The sequence below is a fragment of the Enterococcus crotali genome (assembly GCF_000633635.1).
GTDB lineage: Bacteria > Bacillota > Bacilli > Lactobacillales > Enterococcaceae > Enterococcus_L > Enterococcus_L crotali.
In genome coordinates, this window is sequence record NZ_AYPQ01000005.1 from 57,618 (window position 1) to 75,614 (window position 17,997).

The 17,997-nt window shown below is 37.2% G+C and carries 14 protein-coding genes; all 14 read left to right on the top strand.

The annotated features are described in order from the left end of the window. Nucleotides 1–183 precede the first annotated feature (183 nt). The 14 genes from V192_RS0112135 to V192_RS0112200 all read left to right on the top strand — a co-directional run bounded on the left by V192_RS0112135 (nucleotide 184) and on the right by V192_RS0112200 (nucleotide 17,898). The gene (locus V192_RS0112135) at nucleotides 184–924 is read left to right on the top strand and encodes a glycerophosphodiester phosphodiesterase (RefSeq protein ID WP_025872103.1); all 741 of its coding nucleotides are present in this window, start codon (nucleotides 184–186) and stop codon (nucleotides 922–924) included. Nucleotides 925–929: 5 nt separating this feature from the next. Further along, nucleotides 930–1,841 carry a tRNA (adenosine(37)-N6)-dimethylallyltransferase MiaA gene (gene miaA, locus V192_RS0112140; RefSeq protein WP_025872105.1) on the top strand — a complete coding sequence of 304 codons (912 nt, stop codon included), beginning with the start codon at nucleotides 930–932 and terminating at the stop codon, nucleotides 1,839–1,841. Nucleotides 1,842–1,853: 12 nt separating this feature from the next. Beyond that, nucleotides 1,854–3,095, top strand: a complete 1,242-nt coding sequence (gene hflX / locus V192_RS0112145) for a GTPase HflX (protein WP_025872107.1) — start codon at nucleotides 1,854–1,856, stop codon at nucleotides 3,093–3,095. A gap of 176 nt (nucleotides 3,096–3,271) precedes the next feature. Next, nucleotides 3,272–4,585 carry a DUF6056 family protein gene (locus V192_RS0112150; protein ID WP_025872109.1) on the top strand — a complete coding sequence of 438 codons (1,314 nt, stop codon included), beginning with the start codon at nucleotides 3,272–3,274 and terminating at the stop codon, nucleotides 4,583–4,585. A 319-nt stretch (nucleotides 4,586–4,904) separates the two neighbouring features. Then, complete coding sequence (locus V192_RS0112155; protein WP_010764139.1) at nucleotides 4,905–5,288, top strand: MerR family transcriptional regulator; 384 nt, start codon at nucleotides 4,905–4,907, stop codon at nucleotides 5,286–5,288. 40 nt (nucleotides 5,289–5,328) lie between these two features. Beyond that, a complete protein-coding gene (glnA, locus tag V192_RS0112160; RefSeq protein WP_025872114.1) occupies nucleotides 5,329–6,669 on the top strand; it encodes a type I glutamate--ammonia ligase in 1,341 nt (446 codons plus the stop codon). A gap of 397 nt (nucleotides 6,670–7,066) precedes the next feature. Continuing rightward, nucleotides 7,067–7,375, top strand: coding sequence for an antibiotic biosynthesis monooxygenase family protein (locus tag V192_RS0112165; RefSeq protein ID WP_025872116.1), 309 nt, complete (start codon nucleotides 7,067–7,069; stop codon nucleotides 7,373–7,375). A 98-nt stretch (nucleotides 7,376–7,473) separates the two neighbouring features. Beyond that, entirely contained in the window at nucleotides 7,474–8,589 is a 1,116-nt protein-coding gene (locus V192_RS0112170; RefSeq protein ID WP_025872119.1) for a DUF3114 domain-containing protein, read from the top strand. A gap of 226 nt (nucleotides 8,590–8,815) precedes the next feature. Next, complete coding sequence (nifJ, locus tag V192_RS0112175) at nucleotides 8,816–12,490, top strand: pyruvate:ferredoxin (flavodoxin) oxidoreductase (protein ID WP_025872120.1); 3,675 nt, start codon at nucleotides 8,816–8,818, stop codon at nucleotides 12,488–12,490. 283 nt (nucleotides 12,491–12,773) lie between these two features. Next, nucleotides 12,774–13,661, top strand: a complete 888-nt coding sequence (gene cdaA, locus V192_RS0112180) for a diadenylate cyclase CdaA (protein WP_025872123.1) — start codon at nucleotides 12,774–12,776, stop codon at nucleotides 13,659–13,661. Beyond that, nucleotides 13,658–14,803 carry a CdaR family protein gene (locus V192_RS0112185; protein WP_025872126.1) on the top strand — a complete coding sequence of 382 codons (1,146 nt, stop codon included), beginning with the start codon at nucleotides 13,658–13,660 and terminating at the stop codon, nucleotides 14,801–14,803. Before cdaA ends, V192_RS0112185 begins: the two co-directional genes overlap by 4 nt. An 88-nt stretch (nucleotides 14,804–14,891) precedes the next feature. Then, nucleotides 14,892–16,247 carry a phosphoglucosamine mutase gene (glmM, locus tag V192_RS0112190; RefSeq protein ID WP_025872128.1) on the top strand — a complete coding sequence of 452 codons (1,356 nt, stop codon included), beginning with the start codon at nucleotides 14,892–14,894 and terminating at the stop codon, nucleotides 16,245–16,247. A 230-nt stretch (nucleotides 16,248–16,477) separates the two neighbouring features. Further along, the gene (locus V192_RS0112195; protein ID WP_025872130.1) at nucleotides 16,478–17,335 is read left to right on the top strand and encodes an SAM hydrolase/SAM-dependent halogenase family protein; all 858 of its coding nucleotides are present in this window, start codon (nucleotides 16,478–16,480) and stop codon (nucleotides 17,333–17,335) included. Nucleotides 17,336–17,346: 11 nt separating this feature from the next. Then, entirely contained in the window at nucleotides 17,347–17,898 is a 552-nt protein-coding gene (locus V192_RS0112200) for an ECF-type riboflavin transporter substrate-binding protein (RefSeq protein ID WP_025872132.1), read from the top strand. Nucleotides 17,899–17,997 lie beyond the last annotated feature (99 nt).

Sequence of the window (17,997 nt, forward strand, 5' to 3'; positions counted from 1 at the left end):
AGACAAAAGCGTTTATTTCCGAAGGAGTTGCTTTTGCTCCCACCGTTTATTCGGATTCCTTGAGGCTGAGATGTGACTCGTAGAGTTATGTCTCAGCCTCGTTTTTTGAACAAATAAAATCCTTTTAATTGTTTGATACTCGTTGTTAGGAATGATACAATGATTTCGATTGGAGGGAGAACTGTGACAAAAATAATCGCCCACCGCGGAAGTAAAGGGACCCATCCGGAGAATACCTTAGCCGCATTTAAAGAAGCTATTCGTGTTGGTTCCGATGGAATCGAGTTAGATGTTCAGTTATCAAAAGATAATCAGCTGATTGTGATACATGATGAAACGATCGATCGTACTACCGATAGTCATGGAGAAGTTGGCAGTCTAACATTAGCAGAATTAAAGCAATTAGATGCCGGTAGCTGGTTTGAAAAAAATCCAATGGTTCAAGAAATTCCTACTTTAGAAGAAGTGGTCATGTTACTTAAAAAAGAGAACTTTCAAGGAATATTGAATATTGAAATAAAAACAGACAAAATTCATTATAAAGGAATCGAACAGATTATTGTTCAGCTCATGAAGTCGCAGCCTTGGCCTTTTGAATATATGTATTCAAGTTTTTATTTTGAAAGTTTGGAGAAAATCTGGGAAATAGAAAAAAATAAAACTATTGCTTCAGTATTTTATATGTCAAAAGAAGATGAGAAACGAGCGCTTCAATCAGAATTTATTGAAGGGATTCATCCTAAAATCGATTGGGTGTTGGAGCATGTAGAGGATTTAGCGGAATTTCCCAAAGCAATTCGTCCTTGGACTGTCAATGAGGAAGAAAAGATGATACTTTGCTTTAGTCATCATTTGGCTGGAATTCATACAGACTATCCAGCTAAGGCATTGAAAATACGCGAATTGATACAAAATAAAGGATGAAAAGATTGAAAAAAGTATTAGTAATCGTGGGACCAACAGCAGTTGGCAAGACCTCTTTGAGTATTGAGTTAGCTAAAAAGTTGAATGGAGAAATCATTAGTGGAGATTCAATGCAAGTCTATAAAGATTTGGATATAGGCACAGCAAAAGTGACTGAAGAAGAACGTGCGGGCATAAGGCACTATTTGATAGATTGCCGAGACCTATCTGAGACTTATTCTGTAGCAGATTTTCAAAAAGAAGGACGTCAGGCAATCGACTCGATCACAGCAAAAGGGAAATTGCCAATTGTTGTGGGTGGAACAGGATTATATGTTCAAGCATTGCTTTATGACTTTGAATTAGGTGCCAAAGATGAATCAACTGAATTACGCGAGAAGTATGAGAAATTTGCTGAAACGCATGGAAACCAACGCTTATGGGCGTTATTACAAGAAAAAGATAATCAAGCAGCTGAAAGTATCCATTTCAATAACCGTAAAAAAGTGGTTCGGGCACTAGAAGTATTTGATAAAACAGGATTTAGTATTTTAACTCCTAAAGAAAAACCAAAAAAATTATATGATTATTTCTTGGTTGGATTAGAAACTGATCGAGCTGTACTTTATGATCGTATCAATATGCGTGTAGATATAATGATGACACAAGGTCTTTTAAAAGAAGCGGAACTACTTTATAAAAGGCAAACACAACAATCGATTCAAGGGATTGGATATAAAGAGTTCTTCCCTTATTTTGAAGGCAAAGAAACTTTAGATGAAGCAATTGAACAAGTAAAGCAAAATTCTAGAAGATACGCGAAAAGGCAATTGACCTGGTTTAGAAATCGCATGAATGCCAGCTGGTGGGATTTAGTACAAGCGCCTGAAACTCTTTTAACTTTAGAACAGGATATAGAGGATTGGCTGGAAACTTAGGAAGGACAAAAAATGGATAAAATAGCAGAAAAGGTTATCTTAGTCGGGGTAGAAACAGAGAGGAATTACACTCGATTTGAAGGTTCTATGAAAGAATTAAAAAACTTAACGAAGACTGCACAAGGAGAAGTTGTCTTTTCTTTAACCCAAAAGCGTCCTCGAGTAGATTCACAGACTGTGATTGGTAAGGGAAAAGTAGAAGAATTAGTTCAGTTAGTGGATGCTTATGAAGCAGATATCGTCATTTTCAACCATGAATTAACACCAAGACAAAATCAACTGATTGTTGAAGCTCTTGGTGTAAAAGTAATTGATCGAGTACAATTGATTTTAGATATTTTTGCGATGCGGGCACGCTCAAGGGAAGGGAAATTACAGGTTGAGCTGGCTCAGTTGAATTATTTGCTGCCTCGATTGGTTGGACAAGGTAAACAGTTATCTCGTTTAGGTGGGGGAATCGGAACTAGAGGTCCTGGAGAAACCAAGCTTGAATCAGACCGTCGTCATATTCGTGATAAGATTATCGCAATCAAGCGTGAGCTAAAGGAAGTGTCAGCTCATCGTGAGAGAAGCAGACAAAAACGTCAATCGTCAGATTTGTTTCAAATTGGTTTACTCGGCTACACGAACGCTGGAAAATCAACGATTTTAAATTTACTGACAACAGCTGGCACTTATTCAGAAGATCAATTATTTGCTACGCTTGATCCTTTAACTAAAAAATGGCAACTACCGCAAGGAATGATCGTAACGTTAACAGATACTGTAGGGTTTATTCAAGATTTACCGACACAGCTGATCGAAGCGTTTCAGTCAACTTTGGAAGAAAGCCGAGGTATGGACTTGTTGTTGCATGTGGTCGATGCAAGTGCAGAAGATCGTTTACAGCATGAACAAACAGTTGTCGACTTACTGAACGATCTAGATTTGGAGCAGATTCCGGTTTTAACAGTTTACAATAAAAGTGATCAAATCGATGAAGCTGATTTTGTCCCTACTCTGTTTCCTAATATTTTGGTTTCAGCTAAGAGTACACTTGGAAAAGAAGAACTAACAAAAGCTGTCAGAGAGAAAATGATGGAATTATTAGTTCCATATGAGCTTGATATTCCTTCAAACCAAGGACAGCAATTAAGTGAATTGAAACGTCATACCTTGCTTTTATCGGAAACCTTTGAAGAACTGGAAAATGTCTATCATGTTAAAGGGTTCGCTAAAAAGAACTCTAAGTGGACACGTGAATCAGATGAATAATAACAATATCAGTCGTTACAGTAGATGGAAATAAGATTATAATTTTTATATTATATAACTGAGTGAGAAAACCTTGTGTGTTTTTTTTCTCAGTTTTTTTATTTATTTCATGTAGTTATTTGACTTGTGTAATGATATACTAAATAAAAAATGAGAGGTTAGGGCGGTATTTAGAGTTGCAAAAATTTATTAAAAGTAATTATTTATTTTATGGTGGTTTGCTCGTTTTGGCAGTTTTATATCTTTCAAATTTTAACGTGGATATGAGCACAGATGACGGATGGTTTATGAATATTTCTCGAGAGTATAGCTTTGTTGGGTTTCTACAATGGCGTTATAATAATTGGTCGGCCCGTCTCTTTCCAGAAGTCATGCTCTATCTGATCTTTTTAGTTCCTTTATTTGTTCATCATCTAATCAGTGCCTGTGCCTGGTTATTATATAGTTATTCTTTAGTACGGATATTTGTAGGGACTGTTAGCCGCAAAAATTTTTTAGTCGCATTTTTATCACTTGGATTTATCAATGTCTGGGTTATGAAAGATTCGATTTTTTGGATCACTGGAGCGATTAATTATTTATGGCCACTAGCTTTAGGGCTGTTTGCGTTGATTCCTTATGCGGATCATTTTTTTAGAAACAAAAAAACGTCAGTTTGGTTATATTTGGTTCCTGCGCTTATTTTTTCATTTTCAAATGAGCAGTTGATTGCGTGTGTTATTGGTGTTGTCATAGTTTATCATGTTGCAATGCTGATCAAAAAGCGAAAAGAAAACTATTTCTTGTATATTCCAACTACATTTTTTGTTATTGGATTCACCTTTATGTTTTTAGCACCAGGAAACAAGATTAGAATGCAGCAGGAAATAGATATGTGGATGCCGGATTTTAATAAGTTATCGCCAATGGCAAGAGTATTAAGAGGAAGTTCATGGTTATTTGAAGGCTGGCAAACAAAATTATTGCTTCTGTTTATTGTTATTCTCGCCGTTTCTCTAGTTATTGGTTTTTCCAAACTATTGGCTAAAGTAGTAGCAGGATATACAGTATTTTTGTTTTTACTGCTCTATAATTTTCCCAATAGATTTACTAATTTTCGACTTATCAACGAAGGAAATTGGATCGATTCATTAAAAGCAGGCAACTTTTTAAGTGGGACAGTATTGAATGCTGTTTTGCCTTATATAGCGTGGGGATTGTTTTTTGGATTAGTTGCTGCCTTATCTATATCTGTTTCTAAACAAAAAATCTTTATTGGTCTAAGTTACAGCGCTGCCTTATTTTCTTCCATATTGATGTGGTTCTCACCGACAATGTATGCGTCTGGTGCTAGAGTGCTTATGTGTTCGTCCATTTTTCTGCTGGTTATTTTATTTATACTCTATCAGCAAGTTCAAGCAAGTGGAAGTCAAAACGAAAAAAAACGGTTGCTGTTTTATGGTTGTTTTATACCTGTGATCAATTTTATGTTTGTACTTTTTTTAAACTAAATATGAGAAGAACTATGTTTTCCACAAAGGTATCGTTAAAGATACCTTTTTTATTTAGCTATAAGTGATATAGAAATAACTTGATATAATAGCTTTTTACTGGATTATTTATTTTTATGTCAGAAAACCTAACATAAATCATTGACAAGAGAAAAAAGTATTGATATTCTATATCTAATCTATCTAGCTATGTAAGTTCGTTTCTCAGAAAAAAGATAAAAGTTGTCTGTGGTAAAAAATACACAAACGTATTTTCCTATTTTTCTGTCGAAATGGAATGAGCCTACTATGCGTTTAAATGAAGAGAGGAGGGGTGGAGATGAGAGAGAAGGAACTGAGAAGATCGATGTCTGTTTTCCCAATTGGTACAGTCATGAAATTGACCGACCTATCAGCACGTCAAATCCGATATTATGAAGAGCAGGATTTGATTCATCCGGAAAGAAGCGAAGGAAACCGGCGTATGTATTCACTAAATGACATTGATGTCTTGTTGGAAATCAAAGATTATTTGTCAGATGGTCTAAACATGGCGGGAATCAAACGCGTCTACGAAATGAAGCTGGAAGAACAAATGCATGCGCAAGAATCAAACAAACCGTTGACCGATGAAGACGTTCGGAAGATTTTATATGATGAACTTATTTCTCAAGGCGGACTTACTCAACAAAATCCATTCCAATCCAGAGGACCAAAATTGTAATTTGAGAGCCACATAAAAAATGAAGGACGTGAAGGATGCAATGACGAAAAAACAAAACACAGTAGAAGATATCAAACGAATAGCCGATGAAGAAAATGTTCGATTTTTACGTTTAATGTTTACTGACATTATGGGAACGATCAAGAATGTAGAAGTTCCAGTGAGCCAATTAGATAAAGTATTAAGTAACAAAATGATGTTTGATGGGTCTTCTATTGAAGGTTTTGTGAGAATCGAAGAAAGCGATATGTATTTATATCCAGACGTATCTACATGGATGATTTTTCCATGGGAGAGCACTCACGGGAAAGTTGCTCGTCTGATTTGTGATATTTATAATCCAGATGGAACGCCTTTTGCTGGAGATCCTCGTGGTAACTTAAAACGAGCACTAGCTGATATGGAAGCGTTAGGTTTTACTTCTTTCAATCTTGGACCTGAGCCGGAATTCTTCCTATTCAAATTGGATGAAGATGGTAAAATCACAACAGACCTAAATGATCGAGGCGGTTACTTTGATTTTGCACCAACCGATCTTGGAGAAAACTGCCGTCGGGATATCGTGCTTGAGTTGGAGAGTCTTGGCTTTGAGGTAGAAGCGTCTCATCATGAAGTAGCTCCCGGTCAACATGAAATCGACTTTAAATACGCAGATGTTATTGAAGCTTGTGATAATATCCAAACATTTAAATTAGTTGTTAAAACGATTGCTAGAAAACATGGATTGCACGCGACATTTATGCCTAAACCATTGTATGGTATTAGTGGATCAGGGATGCATTGTAATATGTCGCTATTCAAAGGAGACGAAAATGTCTTTTATGATGAAAAAGGTCCAATGCAGTTGAGCCAAACAGCCTATTATTTCCTTGGTGGTCTATTAAAACATGCTCGAGCGTATACAGCAGTTTGTAATCCAACCGTTAATTCATATAAACGTTTGGTTCCAGGTTACGAAGCACCCGTCTACGTGGCGTGGAGCGGACGCAACCGTTCGCCGTTGGTACGTGTTCCTGAATCACGAGGATTATCAACTCGTTTGGAATTACGTTCAGTGGACCCTTCTGCTAATCCGTACCTAACAATGGCTGTGCTTTTACAAGCTGGTTTAGATGGAATCAAAAATGAAATTGTTCCGCCAGAGGCAGTCGACCGTAATATTTATGTGATGAATGAAGAAGAACGAAAAGAAGCACAAATCCATGATTTACCTTCAACAATCCATAATGCGATCAAAGAATTGCGTAAAGATGATGTGATGATCGCGGCTTTAGGTGATCATATCTATGCAAACTTTGTTGAAGCTAAACGGATGGAATGGGCTGCTTTCCGTCAAACTGTTTCTGAATGGGAAAGAGAGCAATATTTAGAATTATATTAATTATTGTGTTTTACTGGGAATAAATTAGTTTTTCTGAAACAAACTGAATCGTTAAGATGAAAAAAATCCTATGAAATCAACATTTGAAAAAATGTGTTTCGTAGGATTTTTATTTATTTTTAAATAAATGATACTAAAAATTTTTTTCATGCGTTATAAGATTGACTCGTTTTTCTGTGGTGATAAACGCCCAATTGTCTGGCCTAATATATTTTGAGAGAGGTGAGAATACAAGGTTCTAAGAAATTAAAAATTTCGTTGAACTGTTCTGATAATGTGTGTTACACAGTGGATTGTCTGTCAATAGCAAAAATATAGTTCGGCCAGTGAGGAAGAAGTGTGTTATACTTCTAAGTGAGAATCATTATCAATTGGAAAGCGAAAGGGAGAGATAAATATGATCGTTCAAACTGTTACATTTAATGTAAAAAAAGAAGGCAAAGAAATATTTGAAGCTAAAACAAGTAAGGATGTTGCTTCTATGTTAGAATTTTCTGGGTGTTTATCGAGTGAGTGCTGGTTTTCAGAAGAAAAAGAAAGCTGTGAGTTTATGCTGGTTTCTAAATGGGAGAGTAAAAAAGATTTTCAAAACTGGTTGAAACGTCCAGAGCATTTACAAGAGCATCGAGAGGCACATAAAAATAAAGACACAAAACCATCATTTGTTTTAGAGAAAACTAGAAAAACTTATGAGATTCACGCGTAAAAAATATGCAGTTTGATTTTTTGATTCGTTCAAATTAGTGTGCATTTGATAAAAAAACAGGTATAGTAGAGTTCAAATGAACGCTAAGGAGAAACATCATGGAAGAGATACAAGTATGTTTAGCTATCCTTGAAAAAATCGAAAAACCAAAAAAGATGACTGAACTTCAATTTAAGTTGTATAAAGAAACTATTTTAGAGCAGATTCAAAAACTTCAGCAGCAAGGGTGGGATGAGGCCGCTCTTGTTGTATACATAAATCAGCTAAACGAATACAAAGATAACAGTATAGAAAGAGTGAGTGAAGAAACAAAGAACGTTTTCCAAGCTGTTTTTTTCATTGGTTCTGATATTTATACAAAAATGTTTATAAAAAGTCGGCTTTTAGATCAAGAAAAGGCAGTACTAGTGATCGATCATTTAGGCGGAGAATTAGATGAAAAGGGCGATTTATACTTTGCGCCATCAGAGTATCTATTTTGTCCTCAAATGCCGCCGGGAGCCCCATTTCTAGCAAGTTACTCAGAAACAGTACAACGTGCCTATCCAAATGGTTTGATCATAGCAAAGACAGATAAAAAACGAACAAAAACAGCTATCAAGAAAAAATATGCGACTGAAACAAAAATCCATCAATTCAGGAATCGATTAGATAAAAATAATATTGAATATATAGAAAATTATAAGCAAATCCATGGCTTAAAAAATGATGAAGCAGCAATCAAACTGATTCTCAGAAATAATTGGTTTTATGCGGATCCTCAATATCATAATCGGGCTTGCTTAGGTGTCGATATCTTGATGGATGACCTGTATAGAGCAACTAGAACACTTAGTAATCAAGGGCTTGTTAAGAAAATCAGAAAACGCGGTTTTTATCGCAAAATTCTATCTGGCGATTATCATAGTGAATTTATTTTAGATGAGCAAGGTCAACTGTTAAGTCAATGGAAAACGTCGAATGAATTTAGTGATTACTTAGAAAGTGCAATCGTAAATGGTGAATCTTTTAACTATGGCAAGCGACCTAGAGAGGATCGAGAGGGGACGCATCATAAATTAGACGGCAATCCGCCTAGATATTTTGATACAGACAAACGCAATGAACTAAAAAAAATTTGGCTTTCACCTACAGATCAATGGTTTTATCAGTTAGTGAGAAGGTTGTCGGAAAAAGGATTAAGATATAGAAAAAGAAGAAAGCCAAAGAAATAAAAATTAGATCAAAGGTTAAAAGGAACTGTTTAGTTTCCAACTTCCGGCTGATCTTTTTTTATTTTTCACAAAAAAGCATCGTTTTTCAAAGGAGAGAAAGAAAAATAATTAATAAGTTTGTGAAATTTTTTCACAAACTGTTTCAAATTTGACTAGCATCCGTTATAATGAAGAGGAATATGCGTGCAACTATTCTACTTTATATAGAAGGATGATGAATATTATAATGCGAAAAATGAAGACGATGGATGGAAATACAGCCGCTGCATACATTTCATATGCGTTTACTGAATTAGCCGCTATTTATCCAATTACACCAAGTTCAACAATGGCTGAACTAGTCGATCAATGGTCAGCTGAGGGCAAACAAAATATTTTTGGGCAACCTGTAAAAATCGTTGAAATGCAATCAGAAGCAGGTGCTGCGGGAGTTGTCCATGGCTCACTAAAAACTGGTGCATTAACTACTACATATACTGCTTCTCAAGGGCTATTATTGATGATTCCAAACATGTATAAAATTGCCGGAGAACTACTTCCGTCAGTATTTCATGTAGCCAGCCGTGCTGTGACAACCAATGCGTTGAATATTTTTGGTGACCACGGAGATGTGATGGCTGCGCGCCAGACTGGTTTTGCTATGCTTTGCGAAAGCAGTGTGCAAGAAGTGATGGATCTATCACCTGTCGCACATTTAGCTTCAATTGAATCAAGCGTTCCTTTTATCAACTTTTTTGATGGATTTCGGACAAGTCATGAAATTCAAAAAATTGAAGTATTGGATTATGAAGAACTAGCACCATTAGTAGATCACGAAAAATTAGATAGCTTCCGCAATAGAAGTATGAATCCAAACCATCCTTCTGTAAGTGGAACGAATCAAAATCCAGATATTCATTTCCAACAACGAGAAACGATCAATAGCTACTATGAACAAATTCCAGCTATTGTAAAAAAATATATGGATGAAATCAATTTGCTAAGAGGGACTCGCTATGATTTGGTTACATATTATGGTGCAGAAGACGCTGAAGAAGTGATCGTTTCAATGGGATCAGCGGCTCAAGCAATTGAACAAACGATTGATTATTTAACAAAACAAGGTAGAAAAGTCGGTTTTTTAAATATCCATTTATATCGTCCATTTCCGCTTGAAAACTTTTTAGAAAAAATGCCCAAAACAGTTAAAGCAATTGGCGTGATGGATCGTACGAAAGAACCGGGCGCTGGTGGTGAGCCGTTACTTTTAGATGTTCAAAGTGCAATGTACGAATCTGATTTGCGTCCAATGATCATTGGTGGACGTTATGGGTTAGGATCAAAAGATGTATTGCCAAATCAAATCGTCGCAATCTATGATGAATTGCTAAAAGATAAAAAAGCAGCAAAATCTCGCTTTACGATTGGGATCGTGGATGATGTGACCTATACTTCTCTTGAGTGTGGAGAAGCGTTGGATCTAACAAATCCCAAAACTTATCAAGCAAAATTTTGGGGCTTTGGTTCTGATGGCACAGTTGGAGCGAATAAATCAGCAATCAAGATCATTGGAGATCATACCGATAAATATGCTCAAGGCTTCTTTTACTATGATTCGAAAAAGTCGGGTGGGTTAACAGTCTCTCATTTACGTTTTGGTGAAACACCGATCCGCTCAACTTATTTGATCGAACATGCAGATTTTGTTGCTTGTCACACAGCGGCCTACTTAAACACCTATGATTTGGTTAAAGGCTTGAAAAAGGGCGGTACATTTTTACTTAATACGGTTTGGAATGATGAGCAACTAGAACGTTTCTTACCAAGTAAACTAAAACGTTATTTAGCTGAAAATGATATTCATTTTTATACGATCAATGCCGTTAAACTTGCCAGTGAAGTTGGTTTAGGCGGACGGATCAATACCGCGATGGAAACTGCCTTTTTCAAATTAGCGAATATCATGCCATTTGATGAAGTGTTGCCAATCTTAAAAGAGGAAGCTTTCAAAAGTTATGCTAGAAAATCGATGTCAGTGGTTGAAAAGAACGTTCAAGCAATTGATCGTACTGTCGAGCTTTTGCATAAAGTCGAAGTTCCAACTACTTGGAAGACAATTGAAATCAAACCCAAAGCGCGCCTTGCCAATGTGACAGACTATGTTCATGAAATCGTCGAACCAATCAACCGCCAAGAAGGAAATGATCTTGCCGTTAGCGCGTTTATCAAAAATGACATGACAGACGGTCGGATGCCGCTTGGAACTACTGCTGTGGAAAAACGAGGGATTGCAGTAGAAGTACCTGAATGGAATAGTGATCGTTGTACGATGTGTAATGAATGTGCGTTTGTTTGTCCGCATGCTGCGATTCGTCCATTTTTAGCTGATGATGAAGAAATGGAAGAAGCACCAGCAGGCTATATTGTAAGAGAAATGCGCGGAGCCGACGGACTAAAATACCGTATTCAAGTTTCTGTAGAAGATTGTACGGGTTGCGGTCTTTGTGTGGATGCGTGTCCTGCTAAAGGCAAAGCTTTAGTTATGAAACCTTATGAAGAACAAAAAGAACAAGCAATGAACTGGGCATTTTCTATGACCTTGAAACAAAAAGAAAATCCAGCTAAACCAAATACGGTTTTAGGTACACAATTTAACAAACCCCTACTAGAATTTTCAGGAGCCTGCTCTGGTTGTGGAGAAACACCTTATGTGAAATTATTGACTCAAATGTTTGGTGATCGCATGATGATTGCAAATGCTACTGGTTGTTCTTCCATCTGGGGTGGTGCAGCGCCGGTTGCACCTTACACAACTAATGACCAAGGTCAAGGACCTGCTTGGTCTAATTCGTTGCTAGAAGATAATGCTGAATTTGGTTATGGTATGCTTCTAGCTAGTCAAACACGTCGTGAACATTTAGCGATGAAGATGAGTGAAGCGATGAGTGTTGCTTCATCTGAATTAAAATTATTGATGGAAGACTGGATCGACCACATGCATACAGGGGAAGGCACACAGCAACGTGCAGCTAAACTAAAAGCTGCATTACTTGATGAAAAAATGAATCAGCCATTATTAGAAGCGGTTTATGCAGACAATGATTTATTTGTAAAAAATAGTCAGTGGATGATCGGTGGAGACGGTTGGGCCTATGATATCGGTTATGGCGGGATCGATCATGTTCTGGCCAGTGGTGCAGATGTCAATATGTTAGTGTTGGACAATGAGGTTTATTCTAATACTGGTGGCCAAACATCTAAAGCGACACCTGCTTCTGCCATTGCCAAATTTTCTGCAAGTGGGAAATATGTCTCTAAAAAAGATCTAGGGATGATGGCGATGACTTATGGTAATGTTTATGTGGCTCAAATCGCATCTGGTGCCAATCAAATGCAGACGATCAAAGCTTTTGAAGAAGCAGAACGTTTCCCAGGACCATCGATCATCATCGCATACACACCATGTATTACTCATGGATTGGCCGGTGGTATGAGCAAAACATTAGAAGAAGCGAAAGAAGCAGTTAATTCTGGTTACTGGTCATTGTATCGCTACAATCCAGAGTTGAAAGAAATAGGTAAAAATCCTATGACTTTAGATTACAAAAAACCGAATTTTGATGAGATGACTAACTTTATGCGCAAACAAGTTCGTTTTTCTTCATTAGAATCAACACAACCTGAATTTGCTGGTAAACTATTTGAAAAAACGGTGGATGATGCAAAAAATCGTTTTTATAATTATGCACGCATGGCAGGCCAAGAAGAAAAAATTCGAGCAAAATTAGAAAAAACAACAGACGAAGCAGTGGTTGAAAAAGCCCCCCGTGTGAAGAAAGAACGAATAGTTGATCCAGAGGCCGAAGCCAAAAGAGCGGCAAGAAGAGCTGAACGAGCAGCTAAACGCGAAAAGCCAGAATAGTAAATTTGCAAAGAGGATGGGATAGAAGTGTTTAATCCCGAGAAATAAGAAGGGATTGCTTATGCTCCCACTGTTTATCCAGATTCCACGTGAGTGGGATATGACTCGAAGAGTTATGTCCTACTCACGTTTCTTTTCTTATCTCACTCAGATTCTGACCAAACCTATTCTACTTTTTATTTTCATTTCCTAATTTTTTCTATCTTTCACTCGCCGTTCTGTAATCGAATAAAATATTATGGTATACTTATTAAGAAATCTTCAGAGAGAAGTGAGGTTTATTATGTCTTTTCAACTTAATCAGTTATTTGATTTGAATTATTGGCGGCAATTGATCTCATCCGATTTCTTGTCCCGTGATTATATTATCAATATTATAGATATTCTGGTCGTATGGTATCTTGTTTATAAATTGATTATGCTCATCAGAGGCACAAAGGCTGTCCAATTGCTAAAAGGGGTCGCTGTTTTCATTGTCATCCGAATATTGAGCGAGATCATTGGGTTACACACCTTGTCTTGGTTAATGAATCAGGTGATTATGTATGGTGTGATCGCAGCGGTCGTCATTTTCCAACCAGAAGTCCGGCGAGGGTTAGAACATCTTGGTAGAAGTTCCTTTTTCCGTACAACTAAGTCGGAACAGCAAGAAGATGAAAAAATGATTCTCGCCTTTGATAAAGCGATTCAATATATGTCTAAACGGAAAATCGGTGCTCTGATCACCGTGGAAAGAAATACTGGGTTGGATGAATATATCGAGACAGGAATTGCTTTAGATGCGGATATTTCAGGAGAACTGTTGATCAATATTTTTATTCCTAATACGCCACTGCATGATGGAGCTGTAATCGTGAAACAAGGAAAGATCGCTGTAGCAAGTGCCTATCTTCCTTTGTCAGAAAGCAACTTGATTCCAAAAGAATTCGGTACCCGACATAGAGCAGCGGTCGGAATTAGTGAAGTCAGTGACGCTGTAACGATCATTGTATCGGAAGAAACTGGGGATGTCAGTCTGACAGTAAGCAATGATCTGATTCCTAGGCTAACGCAGGAAGAATACCTGAAAATTCTTCGAGCAGAATTGGTACCCAAAGAAGATCGTAAGGATAAAAGGAACCTTTTACAGCACTTTATAGAAGGTGTTTCGAAAGGGGCGAAAAAGAAATGAAAAAGCCCTCTCAAAGTAATTGGGTTTCAGGATTACTAGCCTTGCTTTTTGCTGTATTGCTATTTTTCAATGCAAACTCTTCTGGAAACATGTCCAATCTGTCTGGTACAAACCAAGTTTATGACGAAATGCTTTATAATATTCCGGTTCAAGTAGAGTATGATCAAGCAAAGTATTTTGTTTCCGGTTATGAAGAAACAGTTAATGTTCATTTAAGTAGTGCCAATCGAATTCAGCTAAATTTAGAAGCAAATGAAGATACTAGAAATTTTCAAGTGGTTGCAGATTTGACTAAAACGCCGCTTGGTACGTCAGAAATTCAGTTAAGAGTTAAAGGATTGAGTACGGCTGTAACCGCTGAAATCGAACCTAAAACGATAACTGTGACCATCGAAAATAGAGTCACAAAAACATTTGACGTTGAGGCGCAATTACCGGAATCTATTGAGGCAGAAGGATATAAGGTCAAAAAAATTGATGTGAGTCCTAAAACCGTAAAAATTACAACGGGTGAAGAGACTGCTAAAGCAATTACACGTGTGATTGCACCACTGTCCAATGTCAAACAATCTGCGGATACGATTAAACAAGTTGTCAATGTTCAAGCGCTAGATGATAAAGGGCAAGTTTTAAGTATCGAAAATCCAGCGCCGCAAGTAAAAGTGGTGGTTGATTTAGTATTGCCTTCAAAAGAAGTTGGACTGACCATCAGCCCAACAGGATCACCGCCAGCGGAAATCGATCATTATACATTTGATCTTTCAACTCAAAAAGTTGAGATTAGAGGAACGAAATCAGTTTTGGATGCAATTGATTCAATAGAATTACCGATTGATGTAAGCAATATAAAGTCATCAACAAAACGTACTGTAAAAATTCCGACAAACACGGATTATATTGTTTCACCTGAGGAGATAGAAGTGACGATTAATCCAATTTTTGCAGGAACCAATACTAGTTTTTCTCAAACGAGTGGGCAAGGCGCAACAACGTCTGAATCGAGTCAAGTGTTGCCAAATCCTGAGCCTTCTAGTGAAAAAACGGCAAGTTCCTCAAGTACATCAAGTTCATCAAGCTCAGCTAGTAGTGAGAGTACGGTTGAAGATCAGATAGAAGAAAGCAGTTCAGTCCCTGCAAATTAAGTTGATTGACTAAGACGAACAGTTATTTCTTGTGAGTAACATGCAAGGAATAACTGTTGCAGTTTTGGTAAGTAGAAGGAGAGTTATAATGGGTAAATATTTTGGAACAGATGGTGTTAGAGGCATTGCCAATAAGGAGTTAACACCAGAATTAGCATTTAAATTGGGTCGCTTTGGCGGATATGTTTTAAGTCAACATGAAGATTCTACACGTCGTCCTCGAGTATTAGTAGGACGTGATACACGTATTTCTGGCCAATTATTGGAACAGGCGTTGATTTCAGGATTACTGTCTGTTGGGATCGAAGTTTTTCAGCTAGGTGTTATTTCAACGCCAGGAGTAGCTTATCTAACAAGACTGCAAAAAGCATCAGCTGGTGTAATGATTTCAGCTTCTCATAATCCAGCAGAGGATAACGGCATCAAATTCTTTGGCTCAGATGGTTTTAAATTAGTTGATGATCAAGAACTTGAGATCGAAGCGTTATTAGATGCAAAAGAAGATACATTACCTCGTCCTTCAGCTGAAGGCTTAGGTTCATTAGATGAGTTTCCAGAAGGGCTATTGAAATATTCACAGTTCTTGGTTCAAACGATTCCAGGAGATTTATCCGGTTTAACGGTCTGTATCGATGCGGCAAATGGTGCTACAGCAACGTCTGTTAATCGTTTGTTTGCAGATTTAGAGACAGATTTTTATACAATGGGGACTAGTCCAAATGGGTTGAATATCAATGATGGTGTAGGTTCTACCCATCCAGAGAAGTTAGCAGAGATGGTCGTTGAAAAAGGGGCCGATGTCGGTCTGGCTTTTGATGGAGACGGTGATCGTATTATTGCAGTCGATGAGTTAGGTAATATTGTTGACGGCGATAAGATCATGTTTATCTGTGCGAAATATCTTGCTGAAAAAAACCGTTTGAAAAAAGATACGATCGTAACTACAGTTATGAGTAATTTAGGTTTCCGCAAAGCTGTAGAAGCTGCGGGAATGAAAGATGTGATTACTCAAGTGGGTGACCGTTATGTTGTAGAAGAGATGCGTAAAAACGATTATAATTTTGGTGGAGAACAATCTGGCCATATGATTTTCTTAGATTATAATACCACTGGTGATGGCATGCTTTCAGGTATTCAACTATTGAATGTAATGAAACAAACTGGGAAAAAATTATCAGAATTAGCCTCTGAATTGACTGTTTATCCGCAAAAATTAGTAAACATTCGGGTGACAGACAAACATGGCGCAATGGATGTTCCTGCAATCAAAGAAGTAGTTGAATTGATGGAGACAGAAATGAATGGCGACGGTCGGATTTTAGTTCGTCCTTCTGGAACAGAACCATTATTGCGTGTAATGGCTGAAGCTCCAACACAAGAAAAAGTTGATTACTATGTAGATAAAATTGCTGATGTTGTAAAAGCTGAAATAGGCATAAACTAATAATAAAGATTTTTTGTAACCTGTGTACATAATGATGGCGCAGGTTATTTTTTTTTTTTATAAAAAACGAATGATTACTATATTATATAATGTAATGTTCGATAATTTCATTGACAGAATGGTGAGAAAAAGGTAATATGTTTGAGAATTGATAGGGAAAACGATGGATATTTGTCCTATTTTTTCATAAAATAACAAATTTATTGAACTGTTTAGAGAGGAGTAACAGGATGGGAAACTATTTAGTTTTACAAACTGATTTTGGGCTTGGCGATGGAGCAGTAAGCGCCATGTATGGCGTGGCACATATGGTAAGTGACAAGATCAGCATTGGCGATTTGACCCACGAAATTCCTCCCTATGATATTTGGGCTGCGTCTTATCGTTTGTATCAAACTGTAAAATATTGGCCGAAAGAAGCTGTTTTTGTATCGGTTGTCGATCCAGGAGTAGGTAGCGCTAGAAGAAGTATTGTTGCTAAGACAAGTTCAGGCCATTACATTATAACACCGGACAACGGTTCTTTGACGCATATTTTGCATTATCAAGGAATTGAAGAAATCCGCTCAATCGATGAGGTGACCAGTCGTTTACCACATTCGGAAGAAAGTCATACATTCCATGGTAGAGATATCTATGCCTATAATGGCGCTCGTTTAGCTAGTGGCGAAATTACTTTTGAAGAATTGGGGAGTATCGTTGCAATGGATTCAATTCAAACGTTGCCTTTAATTGAAGCAAAGCGGTATGGGCATATCTTAGAAGGGAGTATCGATGTTTTAGATATTCGTTTTGGCTCCTTGTGGACAAATATTCCCTTGGCTTTCATGAAAGAAGAAAAAATTGTTCATGATGATCAACTACAGGTAACGATCTATCATCAAGGAAAAAAAGTGTACCAAAATATTATGAAATTTGCTAAATCATTTGCAGATGTTAATATTGGGGAACCGTTAGTGTATGTTAATTCATTAGTCAATATTGGTGTGGCTGTCAATCAAGATTCGTTTTCTAAATTGTATCACATTGGAACAGGAACGGATTGGACGATCCAGTTAAGAAAGGCACCAAAGATCATTTTTGAATAGGAGTGGAAAGAATGAAAAAAGATTTTTCAGTTAAAACAATCGTAGCTATTGGTATCGGTTCAGCAGTATTTGTTATTTTAGGGCGCTTTGTCGTTATTCCGACAGGATTTCCTAATACCAATCTAGAAACAGCCTATCCATTTTTAGCCTTGATTTCAGTTATTTTTGGACCGATTGCTGGCGGCTTGATTGGCTTGATCGGTCATACGCTTAAAGATTTTACAACTTATGGCGGTGCCTGGTGGAGTTGGATCGTTTGCTCTGGGATTATCGGAGTAATTTATGGAATAGCAGGTAGAAAAATCGATCTTCAGCATGGCGAATTTAGTAAAAAAGACATTATTCATTTTAATATTTATCAAGTAATCGGTAATGCTGTAGTGTGGGGCTTGATTGCACCTACTTTAGATGTATTGATCTATAGTGAACCAGCTAGTAAAGTTTATACGCAAGGTGTAATTGCCGTTGTTCTAAACATTATTGCAGTGGGAATCATCGGGACGCTCTTGATGGCGGCGTATGCGGCAACACGCACCAAAAAAGGTAGTTTAACAAAAGATTGATTCTGTAGTAAAATGAGAGTATAAAATATAGTCTCATAAAATAAAAAATTAAGGGCGAGAAAAAGAGAGTGATATAACTCTAGGAGCTGTATCACTTTT

What these genes read in the sequence shown, in the direction of transcription:
- V192_RS0112200 (WP_025872132.1), top strand. Translation starts at nt 17,347, where the DNA reads ATGAAAAAAGATTTTTCAGTTAAAACAATCGTAGCTATTGGTATCGGT.
- V192_RS0112165 (WP_025872116.1), top strand. Translation starts at nt 7,067, where the DNA reads ATGATCGTTCAAACTGTTACATTTAATGTAAAAAAAGAAGGCAAAGAA.
- V192_RS0112185 (WP_025872126.1), top strand. Translation starts at nt 13,658, where the DNA reads ATGAAAAAGCCCTCTCAAAGTAATTGGGTTTCAGGATTACTAGCCTTG.
- hflX (WP_025872107.1), top strand. Translation starts at nt 1,854, where the DNA reads ATGGATAAAATAGCAGAAAAGGTTATCTTAGTCGGGGTAGAAACAGAG.
- V192_RS0112195 (WP_025872130.1), top strand. Translation starts at nt 16,478, where the DNA reads ATGGGAAACTATTTAGTTTTACAAACTGATTTTGGGCTTGGCGATGGA.
- glmM (WP_025872128.1), top strand. Translation starts at nt 14,892, where the DNA reads ATGGGTAAATATTTTGGAACAGATGGTGTTAGAGGCATTGCCAATAAG.
- V192_RS0112155 (WP_010764139.1), top strand. Translation starts at nt 4,905, where the DNA reads ATGAGAGAGAAGGAACTGAGAAGATCGATGTCTGTTTTCCCAATTGGT.
- V192_RS0112170 (WP_025872119.1), top strand. Translation starts at nt 7,474, where the DNA reads ATGGAAGAGATACAAGTATGTTTAGCTATCCTTGAAAAAATCGAAAAA.
- nifJ (WP_025872120.1), top strand. Translation starts at nt 8,816, where the DNA reads ATGCGAAAAATGAAGACGATGGATGGAAATACAGCCGCTGCATACATT.
- glnA (WP_025872114.1), top strand. Translation starts at nt 5,329, where the DNA reads ATGACGAAAAAACAAAACACAGTAGAAGATATCAAACGAATAGCCGAT.
- cdaA (WP_025872123.1), top strand. Translation starts at nt 12,774, where the DNA reads ATGTCTTTTCAACTTAATCAGTTATTTGATTTGAATTATTGGCGGCAA.